The sequence below is a fragment of the Pseudomonas sediminis genome (genome assembly GCF_039555755.1).
Lineage (GTDB): Bacteria > Pseudomonadota > Gammaproteobacteria > Pseudomonadales > Pseudomonadaceae > Aquipseudomonas > Aquipseudomonas mendocina_D.
The window spans coordinates 3,263,457-3,277,894 of sequence record NZ_CP154631.1 but is presented as its reverse complement, the minus strand read 5'-3'; the positions used below and the strand labels follow the sequence as shown (position 1 = coordinate 3,277,894).

13 protein-coding genes and 1 pseudogene are annotated in these 14,438 nt (G+C 63.1%); 6 read left to right on the top strand and 8 right to left on the bottom strand.

Going from position 1 to position 14,438, the window contains the following annotated elements; translation table 11 throughout:
• Nucleotides 1-321 precede the first annotated feature (321 nt).
• From AAEQ75_RS15400 to AAEQ75_RS15385, 4 genes are all read left to right on the top strand, one after another.
• Entirely contained in the window at nucleotides 322-2,100 is a 1,779-nt protein-coding gene (locus AAEQ75_RS15400) for an acyl-CoA dehydrogenase C-terminal domain-containing protein (protein WP_343349604.1), read from the top strand.
• Nucleotides 2,101-2,230: 130 nt separating this feature from the next.
• On the top strand, nucleotides 2,231-2,776 hold the full coding sequence (locus AAEQ75_RS15395; protein WP_343349603.1) for a chalcone isomerase family protein: 546 nt from the start codon (nucleotides 2,231-2,233) through the stop codon (nucleotides 2,774-2,776).
• 8 nt (nucleotides 2,777-2,784) lie between these two features.
• Nucleotides 2,785-3,318, top strand: a complete 534-nt coding sequence (locus AAEQ75_RS15390; protein WP_075748798.1) for a DUF3833 domain-containing protein — start codon at nucleotides 2,785-2,787, stop codon at nucleotides 3,316-3,318.
• Entirely contained in the window at nucleotides 3,315-4,013 is a 699-nt protein-coding gene (locus tag AAEQ75_RS15385) for an SDR family NAD(P)-dependent oxidoreductase (protein WP_075748800.1), read from the top strand. The genes AAEQ75_RS15390 and AAEQ75_RS15385 overlap by 4 nt, the downstream gene beginning before the upstream one ends.
• Nucleotides 4,014-4,021: 8 nt before the next feature.
• On the opposite strand, the gene AAEQ75_RS15380 is transcribed toward AAEQ75_RS15385, so the two are convergent.
• Nucleotides 4,022-4,423 (bottom strand): hypothetical protein, encoded by a 402-nt coding sequence (locus AAEQ75_RS15380; protein WP_084341108.1) that lies wholly within the window; start codon nucleotides 4,421-4,423, stop codon nucleotides 4,022-4,024.
• A gap of 116 nt (nucleotides 4,424-4,539) precedes the next feature.
• On the opposite strand from AAEQ75_RS15380, the gene AAEQ75_RS15375 reads away from it, so the two are divergent.
• Nucleotides 4,540-5,217, top strand: coding sequence for a DUF4197 domain-containing protein (locus AAEQ75_RS15375; RefSeq protein ID WP_343349602.1), 678 nt, complete (start codon nucleotides 4,540-4,542; stop codon nucleotides 5,215-5,217).
• Between the two features lie 221 nt (nucleotides 5,218-5,438).
• Here AAEQ75_RS15375 and AAEQ75_RS15370 read toward each other — a convergent pair whose 3' ends face one another.
• From AAEQ75_RS15370 to AAEQ75_RS15340, 7 genes and pseudogenes are all read right to left on the bottom strand, one after another.
• The gene (locus AAEQ75_RS15370; RefSeq protein WP_343349601.1) at nucleotides 5,439-6,218 is read right to left on the bottom strand and encodes an EAL domain-containing protein; all 780 of its coding nucleotides are present in this window, start codon (nucleotides 6,216-6,218) and stop codon (nucleotides 5,439-5,441) included.
• Between the two features lie 51 nt (nucleotides 6,219-6,269).
• A pseudogene (locus tag AAEQ75_RS15365) lies at nucleotides 6,270-6,482 on the bottom strand (methyl-accepting chemotaxis protein); the annotation flags it as partial.
• Nucleotides 6,483-6,682: 200 nt separating this feature from the next.
• Nucleotides 6,683-8,644 carry an acetate--CoA ligase gene (gene acs, locus AAEQ75_RS15360; protein ID WP_003462147.1) on the bottom strand — a complete coding sequence of 654 codons (1,962 nt, stop codon included), beginning with the start codon at nucleotides 8,642-8,644 and terminating at the stop codon, nucleotides 6,683-6,685.
• A 212-nt stretch (nucleotides 8,645-8,856) separates the two neighbouring features.
• The gene (gene dctM, locus AAEQ75_RS15355; RefSeq protein WP_055985020.1) at nucleotides 8,857-10,140 is read right to left on the bottom strand and encodes a C4-dicarboxylate TRAP transporter large permease protein DctM; all 1,284 of its coding nucleotides are present in this window, start codon (nucleotides 10,138-10,140) and stop codon (nucleotides 8,857-8,859) included.
• On the bottom strand, nucleotides 10,137-10,766 hold the full coding sequence (locus tag AAEQ75_RS15350) for a TRAP transporter small permease (RefSeq protein WP_343349598.1): 630 nt from the start codon (nucleotides 10,764-10,766) through the stop codon (nucleotides 10,137-10,139). The genes dctM and AAEQ75_RS15350 overlap by 4 nt, the downstream gene beginning before the upstream one ends.
• Before the next feature lie 151 nt (nucleotides 10,767-10,917).
• Nucleotides 10,918-11,937 (bottom strand): TRAP transporter substrate-binding protein, encoded by a 1,020-nt coding sequence (locus tag AAEQ75_RS15345; protein WP_343349595.1) that lies wholly within the window; start codon nucleotides 11,935-11,937, stop codon nucleotides 10,918-10,920.
• A 118-nt stretch (nucleotides 11,938-12,055) separates the two neighbouring features.
• Entirely contained in the window at nucleotides 12,056-12,976 is a 921-nt protein-coding gene (locus AAEQ75_RS15340) for a LysR family transcriptional regulator (RefSeq protein ID WP_343349594.1), read from the bottom strand.
• A 168-nt stretch (nucleotides 12,977-13,144) separates the two neighbouring features.
• Here AAEQ75_RS15340 and AAEQ75_RS15335 point away from each other — a divergent pair, with 168 nt between their 5' ends.
• The gene (locus AAEQ75_RS15335; RefSeq protein ID WP_343349593.1) at nucleotides 13,145-14,347 is read left to right on the top strand and encodes a CaiB/BaiF CoA transferase family protein; all 1,203 of its coding nucleotides are present in this window, start codon (nucleotides 13,145-13,147) and stop codon (nucleotides 14,345-14,347) included.
• The last annotated feature ends 91 nt before the right edge of the window (nucleotides 14,348-14,438 follow it).

Below are 14,438 nucleotides of genomic sequence, written 5' to 3'. Positions count from 1 at the left end.
GTTTCCGGCGCAGCTTTTAATGCTGCCTGCACGCTGTGCCTGCAAATAGCCCGACAATAAATCAATCGCCGCCCCCCTGGCTTGGCCGCCTGAACCTTCAGAACCATGGCTTGGCCTATGACACCGACACCCACTGCTAGCACAAGGGGCGCAATCGGGCGCTTTTGCTTGTGAACCAGCAAAACCTGTACAGCTTGCACAAGCTCAGGCGTGACGCAGCAGTCATTGCACGAACGTGCTCGAAAGGGCTTGCAAAGCGGGCAAAACAGCTATACAAAAACTGTACACGACAAATCCTTGTACAGCTTTAGGTAAATCACTATGCCGTCCTACCGTGCTCCGCTGCGTGACATGCGCTTCGTGTTCGAAGAACTGCTCGACGCCTACACCCTGCTGCAAAATTTGCCCGAACACCGCGAGTTTAGTGCCGACCTCAGTGGTGCGATCCTCGGAGAGGCCGCCAAGCTGGCCGAGAACGTACTGGCCCCGCTCAATGGCCCTGGCGACAAGCAAGGCTGCCAGTACGACCCACAGAGCCGCAGCGTGCGTACCCCGGACGGCTTCAAGGCCGCGTATCAGCAGTTCGCCGAAGGGGGCTGGACGGCCCTGGCATGCACACCCGAGTTTGGCGGCCAAGGCCTGCCACACGTACTGAACATGCTGGTCGAGGAAATGACCTGCTCGGCCAATCTGTCACTGGGCATGTACCCCGGCCTGACCCATGGCGCCATCAACGCCCTGACCAGCCATGGCACCCCCGAGCAGCAGGCGCAATATTTGCCGCGTCTGATCAGCGGTGAGTGGACCGGGACCATGTGCCTGACCGAACCGCAGTGCGGCACCGACCTCGGCCTGATCCGCACCCGCGCCGTGCCGCAGGCCGATGGCAGTTACGCCATCACCGGCACCAAGATCTGGATCACCGGTGGCGAGCACGATCTGGTCGACAATATCGTCCATCTGGTGCTGGCCAAGCTGCCGGACGCACCGGATAGCGTCAAAGGCATCTCCCTGTTCCTGGTACCCAAGGTGCTGGAAGATGGCAGCCGTAACCCGGCCTTCTGCGGTGGCCTGGAGCACAAGATGGGCATCAAGGGTTCGGCCACCTGCGTGATGAACTTCGAGGGCGCCAAGGGCTGGCTGATCGGTGAACCGAACAAGGGGTTGAGCTGCATGTTCACCATGATGAACTCGGCACGCCTGATGGTCGGCATGCAAGGCCTGGGTGTGGCCGAAAGCGCCTACCAGATCGCCCTGGGCTTCGCTCGCGAGCGCCTGCAGAGTCGCTCCATCTCAGGCCCGAAGGCGGCCGACAAGCCGGCTGATCCGATCATGGTGCACCCGGACGTACGCCGCATGCTGCTGCGGCAGAAGGTGATGATCGAAGGCTGCCGCGCCCTGGCCTACTACGCCGGCCTGCAACAGGACATCGCTCACGGCGCCGAGGATGCTGAAACCCGCAGCCGCGCCGACGATCTGGTGCAACTGCTGACACCGGTGGTCAAGGCCTTCCTCACCGATGAAGGCTTCACCTGCGCCAACGAAGGTCTACAGGTACTGGGCGGCTCGGGCTTCACCGAGGACTGGGGCATCGAGCAACTGGTACGCGACAGCCGCATCACGCGCATCTACGAAGGCACCAATGGCATACAGGCGCTGGACCTGGTGGGGCGCAAGCTGGCGATGGGCGGTGGTCGCGCCGTGCGCGCCTATTTCGCCCTGGTCGAAGACTGGCTCAAGGACAACCCGGCGGCGCCGCATGCAGCGGCCGTCACCCGGGCTTTCAAGCAACTGCAACAAGCCACCCTCTGGCTGGCCAGCGAGGGCAGCAAGGACCCGGAGCAGGCGGCTGCAGCGGCAACGCCCTATCTGCGTCTGTTCGGTCTGACCAGCCTAGCCTGGTTGTGGTCGCAACAATCCCAGCTGGCCCAGCGCCAACTCGATGCCGGCAGTTCGGAAACTCATTTCTATGCGGCCAAGATCAAGTCCGCCGATTTCTTCATGGCCCGCATCCTGCCAGAAACCGACGCCCTGCTCAGCGAGATCAAGGCAGGCAAGGCGACACTGATGGCCATCACTGATGAGGAGTTCGCTGCCTGATCGCTGGCGGCGCTGACAAGCTGCGCAATCCGACAACCCACCTCTCCCCTTTTTGGTTGTCGGATTTTTTTATTGGCTACCCGCGGCCACTCGATGGCCGCGGTCAACTTCAACTGCTGAGGGATGACTCATGGCAGCCCTGACATCACGCCTCTGTTCGACCCTGCTGTTGACGCTGGCACTTGCCAGTGCCTCGGTGCAGGCCAACAACCAGAGCGGCTGGCGTGAACAACTACCGCAGGCCAGTCTGGTGGGTAGCGGCGACTTCAGCTGGTTCGGCTTCTCGGTCTACAACGCCAAGCTGTGGAGCCCAGTGCAGCGCGTGGATTTCTCCCAGCCCTTCGCTCTGGAGCTAACCTACCGGCGCAGCATCAGCCGGGAAACCCTGGTCGATACCAGCCTCGACGAAATTCGCCGGATCAACGGCGAGCCACTCGACCGCGAACAGCAGGCCGAGTGGACGCAGCAGATGAGCCAGGCGTTCGTCGACGTGAAGGATGGTAGGCGCATCACCGGCGTATTCCTGCCCGGCGAGGGCTGCCGTTTCTATGTCGATGGCAAGCTGCAGCACGTCATCGATGATCAAGAGTTCGCCCGTGCCTTCTTCTCCATCTGGCTCGATCCGCAGACTCGCAGCCCGAAGCTGCGTGCGGCGTTGCTCGGCCTTAATCCGTGAGGTATCGCATGAAAGCCCTATTGATCGTGCTGAGCAGCCTGCTGCTGATCAGCTGCGGCCAGGTCCCGGTCGAGCGTTACGCCAACGAGAAACCCGTGCTGGATCTGCCCACCTACTTCTCCGGGCCGGTGCAGGCCTGGGGCATGTTCCAGGATCGCTCCGGTGAGGTGATCAAGCGCTTCCACGTCGATATCCAGAGCCGCCGCGAGGGCGACAAGCTGATCCTCGACGAGCGCTTTCTGTACAGCGACGGCACCCGTCAGCGCCGGGTCTGGACCCTGACCCCGGACGGCGAAGGACGCTGGATCGGCACCGCTGACGATGTGATCGGCGAAGCCATCGGTGAAGTGGCCGGCAACGCCCTGCGCTGGCGTTATCACCTCAACCTGCCGGTGGACGATACAACCTATGTCGTTTACTTCGACGACTGGATGTACCTGATGGATGACGACACCCTGATCAACCGCTCAGCCATGAGCAAGTTCGGCATCGAGCTGGGCCAGGTCACGCTGTTCTTCCGCCGGGGCGCTGCCACACCATGACCCTGCACAGCCTGGGCAACGGCTACAAGGCGCTGGTGATTGGCGCCAGCGGCAGCATTGGCCAGGCCTTCTGCCGGTTACTGCGCGCCGACCCAAACTGCGCCAGCGTGCGTGAGCTGAGCCGCAGCAGCTCACCTGCGCTCGATCTCGAAACTCCCACCAGCATCGCCGAAGCTGCAGCCGCACTGGCCGGCGAAGCACCGTATCAGTTGATCCTGCACACGGCCGGTCTGCTGCACCGCGACGGTATCGCACCAGAGAAAAGCCTGGCTGCCATCGAGGCCGATGCGCTGCAGGCGGTATTTCAGGTCAACGCACTGGGACCGGCGCTGGTGCTGCGCCACTTTCTGCCTCTGCTGGACAATCAGGGTGCCATGGCCATGCTCTCGGCCAAGGTCGGCAGCATCGGCGACAACCGCCTCGGTGGTTGGTACGCCTACCGTGCATCCAAGGCGGCGCTGAACATGCTGATCAAGACCGCCGCCATCGAATTGGCACGCAGCAAGCCGAAGGCACGGCTGCTCAGCCTGCATCCCGGCACAGTGATTTCGCCGCTGTCACAGCCCTTTCGCGGCGCCACAGCGGCACGACCGGCCGAACAGGCAGCAGCGGAAATGCTGCGGGTGATCGATAGCCTGGGGCCGGAACACAGTGGCAGCTTCCACGCCTACGACGGCCAACCACTGCCCTGGTAGCCCCCCCCCTACAAGCCACCGAACAGGTCGAAAGAATCCAGCAGCCGCCAGGCGATTTCCGGCTTTTTCTCCATGGCTCGTCGAATTGCCGCCGGAATGTTCTGCCGGGTCTTGCGGCACAACCCCGGGTGCGCCTCGAAACGCATGTGAATACCGCGCATGCTGCGCACCTCGCCATGGGCCGGCTCGATGTGCAGGCGAATACCCAGGTTGTCGAACATGCGCTGTTGCATGCGCTCAAGGTCTTCCAAGCTCTGCAGGTTTTCCAGGCGTTCGAGCAGGCGCTGCTCCTCCTGCCGGGTCAACAGCAGCACGCGGGTATCGGCACCCGGCCTGTCCAGCAGCTCATCACGCTGGCAGTCGCAAGCGCCTGGCGGGCAAGGATTTCGGAGCAGCAGCGGCGAATTCATGGCCCTGATCATAGCCATAGCGAAACGCGCTGCCCATCCACAGCTATCGGCCGACTTGCCAGTAACGCAGACTCCGTTAAGCTCACAGCATTTCCCCCGATGCAAGGATCACCATCATGCTGCGCCTCACTACTCTTGCCGCTGGCCTGCTGCTCTCGGCCAACGTCTTCGCGCTGTCCCTCTCCGATCTGAGCCAGCAGGACGCCAGCGGCGGCCTGAAAGACGCGCTGATCCAGGGCGCTCAGGTGGCCGTCAAGCAGTTGGGCACGCCCGGCGGCTTCAGCAACAACCCGGACGTGCGCATCGAACTGCCCGGCAAACTCGGCAAAGCCGCCAAGACCATGAAGATGATGGGCATGGGTGCCCAGGTCGATCAGCTCGAAGCGAGCATGAACAAGGCTGCCGAAGCCGCCGTGCCGCAGGCTCAGGCTCTGTTGGTCGACGCGGTGAAGAAGATGACCGTAGCCGACGCCAAGTCGATTCTCAGCGGCCCGCAGGACTCGGCCACCCAGTACCTGAACAAGAGCAGCCGCGAGCAGATCCGCACCAAGTTCCTGCCCATCGTCAAGCAGGCCACCGACCAGGTCGGCCTGGCCCAGCAATACAACGCCTTCGCCGGCCAAGCCGCCAGCTTCGGCGTGGGCGATGCCAAGAACAGCACGGTAGAAAGCTACGTGACCGAACAGGCGCTCGATGGCCTGTTCGAGATGATTGCCAAGCAGGAAGCCAGCATCCGCAAGAACCCGGCCGGTGCCGCTACCAGCCTGGCGAAGAAGGTGTTCGGCGCGCTCTGAGAAGAGCCCTTGACGCAGCCTGAGTAGGAGTCCCGCCCCGGGGCGAAGCCTTTGGCTTTGCGGTGATCTTTCGATTCGCCGCGAGGCGCGGCTCCTACGGGGTGATTTGACCTGCGGGTTATCCGTTTTTGGCCATAGCACGCCGCCCTGATTCGCGGCAGGGTGCCGCTCACGTTCGCTACGTCAGCGCTTAACTGTCCCCACCAGCGGTGCGTTTGCGGTTAGGGCAGACAAAGCTTGTCCAACGCGGGCCTGGCGAAGAAAAAGCCCTGCATGTAGCGGATACCAAGCTCGATCAGCGCATCACGCTCACCAACACTTTCGATGCCCTCGGCGATGATGCGAATGCCCAGGCGCTGCGCGGCCAGCACGATACCGGCGACGATGGCCTGGCGCACCGGGTCCTGATCGATGCCGCGGGTCAGGGCCATGTCCAGCTTGAGCAGGTGCGGTTGGAATTCGGCCAGCAGATTGAGCCCGGAGTAGCCCGCGCCAAAATCGTCGATGGCGGTGGTGAAGCCCTGCTTGCCGTACTCGGCGAAGATCCGCTTGAGGTGCTCCGCATCATGGATCTGCTCGCCTTCGGTCACCTCGAACATCAGCCGCTCGCGCGGGAAGTCAAAGCGCTGCGCCGCCTCCAGCGTGGCGCGAATGCAGGTCTCGGCGCGATACACCGCATTGGGCAGGAAGTTGATGCTGAGCAGACAATCCGGAATGTCGAGCAGCCCGAGCTTCGCAGCCTGCTCAATGGCCTTGACCCGGCAGGCCTGATCGAAACGGTAGCGGTTGCCATCGTTGACCCTTCCGAGAATCTCCCCCGCCGACTCGCCGTTGACACCACGCACCAGCGCCTCGTAGGCGAAGGGTCGCTGCTCCTCGACATCCAGAATCAGCTGAAAGGCCATGGTGAAGTCGAACCCCAGTGCCTCGGGGTTGCGACACTCGGCGCAGCCCACAGCCCGAAATGGCTGAGGAAAGATGCTCTGGCTGACAATACCCATAGGCGCTTCCTTATAGAACAAGACGTGGAGACTCCGTCATTGTCATCCTAGTCAAAAACGAAAGGAAGCCACCTGTTTTTCCAGCGACAACGCCAGTTGCTGCAAGCCTTGTGCGGTACGCGATGTATCGGCCACCGCCTCACTGTTCTCCATCGACATCTGTGCGATGCGCTCGACATTGCGCGCCACGTCCTGATTGGCGACCGTCTGCTCACGCAGCGCCAGGGAGATCTGATCCAGCACACCGACCACGCTGGCGGCTGCGTGGGACTGCTCCTGAGTGGACACCGACAGCTGGCGGCGCTGGAGATGTTCTGCGCGGCGCCGACCAGTTGTTCGGCGCCGCTGCGCCCTTGCGAGGCGCCGCCGGCTCCGGCAGAAGCCGACGGCGAAGGAGGGCATAACCCAAAACGAAAGCCCCGCCGGGCTTGTGGCCGGGCGGGGCTTTCGGTTGCCGTTACCGATCAGGCGCAGGCGGCTTGCATCTGCCGATGCGTGTCGATGAGGTGCTGCACCACGCCAGGATCGGCCAGCGTGGAGATGTCGCCGAGGGAGTCGTATTCGGCGGTAGCGATCTTGCGCAGGATGCGGCGCATGATCTTGCCCGAGCGAGTCTTCGGCAGGCCAGGCGCCCACTGAATGACGTCCGGCGTGGCAATCGGACCAATCTCCTTACGCACCCAGTTCTTCAGCTCCTGACGCAACTGCTCGGAAGACTCCTCGCCAGCGTTCAGGGTGACGTAGACGTAGATGCCCTGACCCTTGATGTCGTGCGGTACGCCAACCACCGCGGCCTCGGCCACTTTCGGGTGGGCGACCATGGCGCTTTCCACTTCGGCGGTGCCCATGCGGTGGCCGGAGACGTTGAGCACGTCATCGACGCGACCGGTGATCCACCAGTAGCCATCTTCGTCGCGGCGCGCACCGTCACCGGTGAAGTACATGCCGCGGAAGGTCTTGAAGTAGGTGTCGACGAAGCGGTCGTGGTCGCCGTACAGGGTACGTGCCTGACCCGGCCAGGAATCGATAATCACCAGGTTGCCCTCGGCAGGGCCTTCGATGATGTTACCCAGGTTGTCCACCAGCGCCGGCTGCACGCCGAAGAACGGTCGTGCGGCGGAGCCCGGCTTCAGGCCGTGAGCACCTGGTAGCGGGGTCATCAGGCAGGCACCGGTTTCGGTCTGCCACCAGGTATCGACGATCGGGCAGCGGCTCTGGCCAACGTTCTCGTAGTACCACTGCCAGGCTTCCGGGTTGATCGGCTCACCCACAGACCCCAACAGACGCAGGCTGGAACCATCGGCACCTTCGACTGCGGCCTTGCCCTCAGCCATCATGGCGCGGATCGCGGTCGGCGCGGTATAGAGGATGTTGACTTTGTGCTTGTCGACGATCTGCGCCACGCGACGCACGTCCGGATAGTTCGGCACGCCCTCGAACATCAGGGTAGTGGCGCCGTTGGACAGCGGCCCGTAGACGAGGTAGGTGTGGCCGGTGACCCAGCCGATGTCGGCGGTGCACCAGAAGACCTCGCCCGGACGGTAGTCGAACACGCGTTCATGGGTCAGCGAAGCGTAGGTCAGGTAACCGCCGGTGGTGTGCAGCACGCCCTTGGGCTTACCGGTGGAGCCGGAGGTGTAGAGGATGAACAGGGCTTCTTCAGCACCCATTTCCTTCGGCGCGCAGACGCTGCCAGCGACCTTCATCAGGTCTTCGTACCAGATGTCGCGATGCTGGTTCCACTTGATGTCGGAGCCAGTGCGCTTGACCACGATGATCTTCTGCACGCTGGCGGTTTCCGGGTTGGTCAGCGCATCGTCGACGTTGGCTTTCAGCGGCACCTTGCGGCCACCACGCAGGCCCTCGTCGGCGGTGATCACCACCTTGGACTCGCAGTCGATGATGCGACCAGCCAGCGCTTCCGGGGAGAAGCCGCCAAAGACCACGGAATGGATGGCGCCGATGCGCGCGCAGGCGAGCATCGCCACCACGGCTTCGGGAATCATCGGCATGTAGATGGTGACGACGTCACCACGGTGCACGTCCTGGCCACGCAGGGCGTTGGCGAACTTGCTCACCTCTTCGTGCAGTTGGCGATAGGTGATCTCGCGGTGTTCGGAAGGATCGTCGCCTTCCCAGATGATCGCGACCTGGTCACCACGCTCTTCCAGATGACGGTCGAGGCAGTTGTAGGAGACGTTCAGGGTGCCATCGGCGTACCACTTGATATCGACGTGGTGGTCATCGAAGGTGGTTTGCTTGACCTTGGTGTAGGGCTTGATCCAGTCGATCCGCTTGCCCTGCTCGCGCCAGAAACCCTCGGGGTTGACCACGGACTGTTGGTACATGGCCTTGTACGTGGCCTCGTCAGTGAGGGTCCGCGCGGCCACTTCGGGACGCACAGGGTAAAGAGACGCAGCACTCATGGAATCACCTCGACGGGGAGTTGTTTTTGTATGGTGCCTTTTGTATCTCCCGACCCTTCGTGAGGCCATTCGACCATGGTCTTACCGCTCTAAGACCATCGTCTTGAAGCCCTGCCTGGCATATGGCGAGCCAATTCGACAGCGTCATGGATATGTCGCGACGAAGCAAAAAAACCCGGCACAGGGCCGGGCACAGAGGTAGACACAATTGCTCAGCTCATCCCCAGCCAGTTCGGCAGGGCCATGGACACGGCCGGGATGTAGGTGATGATCATCAGGAAGCTGAGCAGCAGCATCAGCCACGGCATCGCCGCGCGGATCACTGCCGTCAGCGGCATCCCCGTTACCGCCGAGGTGACGAACAGGTTCAGCCCCACCGGTGGTGTGATCAAACCGATCTCCATGTTCACCACCATGATGATGCCCAGGTGAATCGGGTCGATGCCCAGCTGCATGGCGATCGGGAACAGGATAGGCGCGAGAATCAGGATGATTGCCGACGGCTCCATGAAGGCACCGGCCACCAGCAGCACGATGTTCACCACCAGCAGGAACTGCCACGGCTGCAGGCCCAGCTCCACCACCCAAGCGGTGATCTGCTGCGGAATCTGCTCGGTGGTCAGCACGTGGGCGAAGAGCATGGCGTTGGCAATGATGAACATCAGCATGATGGTCAGCTTGCCGGACTCCAGCAGCACCTTCGGGCACTCGCGGATGGTCAGGTCCTTGTACACGAACAGGGCGACGAAGCCGGCGTATACCGCCGCCACGGCCGCAGCCTCGGTCGGAGTGAACATGCCGGTGTAGATGCCGCCGAGGATGATCACCATCAGCAGCAGGCCCCAGAACGCCTCACGGGCGGAACGCAGCCACTCGCGGAAGCTGGCGCGCGGCAGGGCCGGTAGCTTCTTGATGCGCGCGACGATGTAGATCGCAATCATCAGCACCAGGCCGAGCATGATGCCGGGGATCACCCCGGCCATGAACAGCTTGCCCACCGACTGCTCGGTGGCGGCGGCGTACACCACCATCACGATCGACGGCGGAATCAGGATGCCCAGGGTACCGGCGTTGCACACGATGCCGGCGCCGAAGGCCTGCGGGTAACCGGAACGCACCATACCGGCGATGGCGATGGAGCCGACCGCAGCGACGGTGGCCGGCGAGGAGCCGGACAGCGCGGCGAACAGCATGCACGCCAGTACCGCACCGATGGCCAGGCCGCCACGGATGTGGCCGACGCAGGCGTTGGCGAAGTCGATCAGGCGACGCGCCACACCACCGGTGGTCATGAACGCACCGGAGAGCAGGAAGAACGGGATCGCCAGCAGGGTGTAGTGCTCGGAGGTCTCGAACAGCTTGATCGCCAGCGAGCGCACCGAGTCCGGGCTGAACAGCATGATGGTGATCGAACCGGCCAGGCCGAGCGACGCAGCGATCGGCACGCCGATGAACATCAGCAGGAACAGCAGCAGGAAGAGGAACAGAACGGTCATTGCTTGGGCTCCTCGTGCTCATTGATTTTCAACGCATCGGCGGCTTCGTCAGCCAGGCCGAGGCCGGTCTGCTCGTTGCGCAGGATACGGACGAGGATTTCCAGGAAGCGGATGAACACCATGGCGTAGCCGAACGGCACGATCAGGCCGATGTGCCATTGCTGGATGCCGTAGTGGCCGAGGTCTTCGGCGCCGATGCCAGCCCTGAACAGGGTGCTGACCCAGTCGAAGCTGCCGACTGCGATCAGGCCGGCGTAGCCCAGGCAGGCCGAGCAGGCGATCACACCGATCACGCGTTGCACGCCGCGCGGGGCGAGTTTGACCAGTGCGTCGACGCCGATGTGGCCGGCGGTGCGCACGCCGTAGGCCAGGCCGAAGAAGATCAGCCAGCCGAACAGCGCTTTGGTCAGGGCATTGCTCCAGGTCATCGCCTGGGCCATGTCGAGAATGGAGTCGCCGATAGCGAGCAGGGTCTCGTTACCGCCGAAGGTGTCACCCAGCCAATAGAACAGGGTGTAGAAGTTGTTGAGGATCACGTAGACGAAAGTGATCAGCGTCATGGCCGCCAGGAGGAAAGCGATGAAGCCTTCCTCGAAGTGCTCCCAGACGCACCGCAAGGCGTTCATGGCATCTCCGCGAGGTTCTTGTGATTGTCAGGGGTCGGACGAATCTAACCGAGCCAGGACCAGCGCGATATTCGTCATTGGCAAACGCCGTCTTAGGCGACGGCGAATGAAAAACCGCCCCGGGTGCGTGGGCCCGGGACGGTCGTGGTGCTCATTGCTGATTAGCGGCTTGCGCAGCCTCGATCACATCAGTGCCGATCTCGGCCTCGAACTTCCTCCAGGCCGGGCGCACGGCGTCACGCCAGGCAGCGCGCTGCTCGGGCGTGAGGGTGATGATCTCGCTCTTGCCGGTATCGAGAATCGCCTGGCGCGCTTCGGCGTTCAGCGCTTCGGCCTGCTTGTTCACCTCGACGGTCACCTCGTCGACGATCTGTTCCAGCTCGCTACGGATGTCCGCCGGCAGACCGTTCCAGAACTGGGTATTGGTGATCAGCAGGTAGTTGCCGATGGCATGGTTGGACTCGGTCATGTACTTCTGCACCTCGAAGTACTTCTGCGAGTAGATGTTCGACCAGGGGTTGTCCTGGGCGTTGACCACGCCGGTCTGCAGGCCCTGGTAAATCTCGGCGAAGCTCATCTTGCGTGGTACCGCACGCAGGGCGCTGTATTGCGCGGCCTGCAGATCGGACGGCTGCACGCGGAATTTCTGCCCACGGGCGTCGCTTGGCTCGACCAGCGGCTTGTTGGCGGTGAGCTGGCGCATGCCGTTGAGCCAGTAGGCCAGGCCGGTGATGCCCTTGCTCTCCATCGACTTGAGCAGTGCCTTGCCCTTGCTTGAGGACTGGAAGCGCTGCGCGGCGGCGACGTCATCGAACAGGAACATCATGTCGAACAGCTGCAGCTGCTTGGTGTACTGCTCCAGCTTGGACGGCGCAGGCGCCAGCATCTGCACTTCGTTCAACAGCAGCGCTTCCATTTCCTTGCCATCGCCATACAGCGAAGAGTTGGCATAGACGTCGACCTTGACCTTGCCGGCCAGACGCTCCTCCACCAGCTTCTTGAACAGCAGCGCGCCCTGGCCCTTCGGCGTGCTGTCGGCGGTGATATGGGAAAACTTGATCAAGATCGGGGCGGTCGGCTGCGACTCGGCTGCGTGTGCCGAGAGTGCGCCAAGCAGTGCGCAACCGGCGAGTACACCGGCCAGGCCACGACGGACGAAAGAAAACTTCATGGAAGGCTCCTGTTGTTTTTGTCTGAGCGTCGAGGGAGAAACCCCTTCGATTGGCCCGGACTCTACTCCGCCGTCCCCCAGGCTGAAATTCACATTTGAACAACCGAGCCTTCGGCATTCACGAAGGCAGCGCTGAATATCCCTCTGTCGCGCCACTGTTTCGCAGGTGATCAAGCATCTGCTTCGCGGTCAGCGAAAGGTTGTCCTGATTACGTACCGCCACCTTGAGCTCACGCCGAGCCCAGGGATCGTGCAGCGGGATCACCCGCACTTCGAGCGCCGGCAGGTAGGTACGCACTGCCAGATCCGGCAACACGCCAACACCCATGCCGGTATGGATCATCCGGCAAATGGCCTCGAAGCTGCGTACCTGAATGCGCAGGCGCAAGGCCACGCCCTGGCTGTGCGCCGAGTGCTGCAGCAGGCTATGCAGGGAAGCGTCCTGCTGCAGGCCGATGAAATCGAAGCCCACCGCCTCGCGCAGGAACAGGCCGTCGCGTTCGGCCAGGGGATGCTCGCGCGGGGTGACCAGCACCAACTGATCGTGACGGTAGGTGAAAACCTGCAGATCCTCGGCCGGCACATGCCCGGCGAAGATGCCGATATCGGTCAGCCCCTCGCGCACGGCGCGGATGGTCTCGCTGCTGACCCGCTCTTCTAGGTCGATCTTCACCTGCGGGTGCAGGCGACTGAAGCTGGCCAGGTCCTCGGGCAGAAATTCGATCACCGCCGAGGTGTTGGCGTGAATGCGCACATGGCCCTTGACCCCTTCACTGAACTCACTGAGGTCGGCGTTGAGCTGTTCGAGGTTGTCCATCATGTTGCGCGCGTGGTGCAGCAATGCATGGCCGGCCGGAGTCAGTTCGACGCCCTTGGGCTGGCGATAGAGCAGCGCGATGCCGAGCTGGTTTTCCAGGTCGCTGACGCGCTTGCTCACCGCCGCCAGGGCCAAGTGCTCGCGCTCGGCAGCGCGGGTCAGGCTGCGCTCATCGGCGATGGCGACGAACAGCTTGAGGGTGACGAAATCGATGCGGCGCATAAAGGTCTCCATTTCGTGCCTGGCGAAGCGAAGCCGCCAGAAAGCTGATTTACAGCATGCCACTTCGCAATACGCGAAGCCTAGCTTGGCCATTGAGCAATTGTCGGCACCGCGCCGCTGCGCCATTCTGCGCACCACGAGAAACGCACAGGCAAATCAGGTGCAGCCATGACTCAACACAACACCAGCAACATGGCCCTGCAGGGGCTCAAGGTGATCGAGATGGGCCAGCTCATCGCCGGTCCCTTCGCCAGCAAGCTGCTCGGCGAATTCGGCGCCGACGTGATCAAGATCGAGCCGCCGGGCGTCGGCGACCCGCTGCGCAAATGGCGCAAGATCAAGGACGGCACCTCGCTCTGGTGGCACGTGCAGTCACGCAACAAGCGCTCGCTGACCCTCGACCTGAAACAGGCCGAAGCCCAGGACATCGTGCGTAAGCTGGTGGCCGAGGCCGACGTGCTGGTGGAGAACTTCCGCCCCGGCACGCTGGAAGGCTGGGGCCTGGGTTATGAGGCACTGAAGGCGATCAACCCGCGCCTGATCATGCTGCGCATCTCCGGCTATGGGCAGACCGGCCCCTACCGCGACCTGCCCGGTTTCGGCGTGATCGGCGAAGCCATGGGCGGCCTGCGCCACCTCTCCGGCTACCCCGGCCAGGCGCCGGTGCGCGTGGGCATCAGCATCGGCGACTCGCTGTCCTCGCTGTACGGCGTGATCGGCGTGCTGCTGGCCCTGCAGGAACGGGCGCGCAGCGGCGAAGGCCAGGAAATCGACGTGGCACTGTACGAGTCGGTATTCGCCATGATGGAAAGCCTGATCCCCGAATACGACGCCTTCGGCTACGTCCGCGAGCCGGCCGGCAGCGCCCTGCCCGGCATCACGCCGTCCAACTCCTACCCGTGCAACGACGGCAGCTACGTGCTGATCGCCGGCAATGGCGACAGCATCTACAAGCGCCTGATGAGCCTGATCGGCCGCGACGACCTGGGCAACGACCCGCGCCTGGCGCAGAACGACGGACGCAGCCAGCACGCCGAACTGATCGACGGCGCCATCGCCGAATGGACCGCCCAGCGTGGCCGCGACGAGGTGATCGAAGCGCTCAAGGGCGCGCGGGTGCCGGCCGGCTACCCCTACACCGCCGCCGACATCGTGCAGGACCCACACTACCTGGCGCGGCAGATGATCGAGCAGGTGCAGACCAGCGTCGGCCCGCTCAAGGTGCCGGGCGTGCTGCCCAAGCTCAGCCGCACACCGGGGCGTATCGGCACCGGCGGCCCGCAGCTCGGTGAGCACAATGACGACATCCTCGCCGGGCTTGGCCTGAGCGCGGAACAGGTCGCAGGGCTGCGCGAGCGCGGGATCATCTAACAGCAGCTACCGCTTAGCCCGTAGGGTGTCGCGGGGCCGCCTAGGCCGTGCGCACTACAACAGTTCGTAGGGTGGACAACGCGAAGCTTGT

Coding starts and splice junctions, on each gene's coding strand:
- AAEQ75_RS15345 (WP_343349595.1), bottom strand. CDS start 11,937: ATGAAGTTTTCTTTCGTCCGTCGTGGCCTGGCCGGTGTACTCGCCGGT.
- acs (WP_003462147.1), bottom strand. CDS start 8,644: ATGAGTGCTGCGTCTCTTTACCCTGTGCGTCCCGAAGTGGCCGCGCGG.
- AAEQ75_RS15395 (WP_343349603.1), top strand. CDS start 2,231: ATGGCAGCCCTGACATCACGCCTCTGTTCGACCCTGCTGTTGACGCTG.
- dctM (WP_055985020.1), bottom strand. CDS start 10,140: ATGACCGTTCTGTTCCTCTTCCTGCTGCTGTTCCTGCTGATGTTCATC.
- AAEQ75_RS15380 (WP_084341108.1), bottom strand. CDS start 4,423: ATGAATTCGCCGCTGCTGCTCCGAAATCCTTGCCCGCCAGGCGCTTGC.
- AAEQ75_RS15400 (WP_343349604.1), top strand. CDS start 322: ATGCCGTCCTACCGTGCTCCGCTGCGTGACATGCGCTTCGTGTTCGAA.
- AAEQ75_RS15390 (WP_075748798.1), top strand. CDS start 2,785: ATGAAAGCCCTATTGATCGTGCTGAGCAGCCTGCTGCTGATCAGCTGC.
- AAEQ75_RS15350 (WP_343349598.1), bottom strand. CDS start 10,766: ATGAACGCCTTGCGGTGCGTCTGGGAGCACTTCGAGGAAGGCTTCATC.
- AAEQ75_RS15340 (WP_343349594.1), bottom strand. CDS start 12,976: ATGCGCCGCATCGATTTCGTCACCCTCAAGCTGTTCGTCGCCATCGCC.
- AAEQ75_RS15375 (WP_343349602.1), top strand. CDS start 4,540: ATGCTGCGCCTCACTACTCTTGCCGCTGGCCTGCTGCTCTCGGCCAAC.
- AAEQ75_RS15335 (WP_343349593.1), top strand. CDS start 13,145: ATGACTCAACACAACACCAGCAACATGGCCCTGCAGGGGCTCAAGGTG.
- AAEQ75_RS15385 (WP_075748800.1), top strand. CDS start 3,315: ATGACCCTGCACAGCCTGGGCAACGGCTACAAGGCGCTGGTGATTGGC.
- AAEQ75_RS15370 (WP_343349601.1), bottom strand. CDS start 6,218: ATGGGTATTGTCAGCCAGAGCATCTTTCCTCAGCCATTTCGGGCTGTG.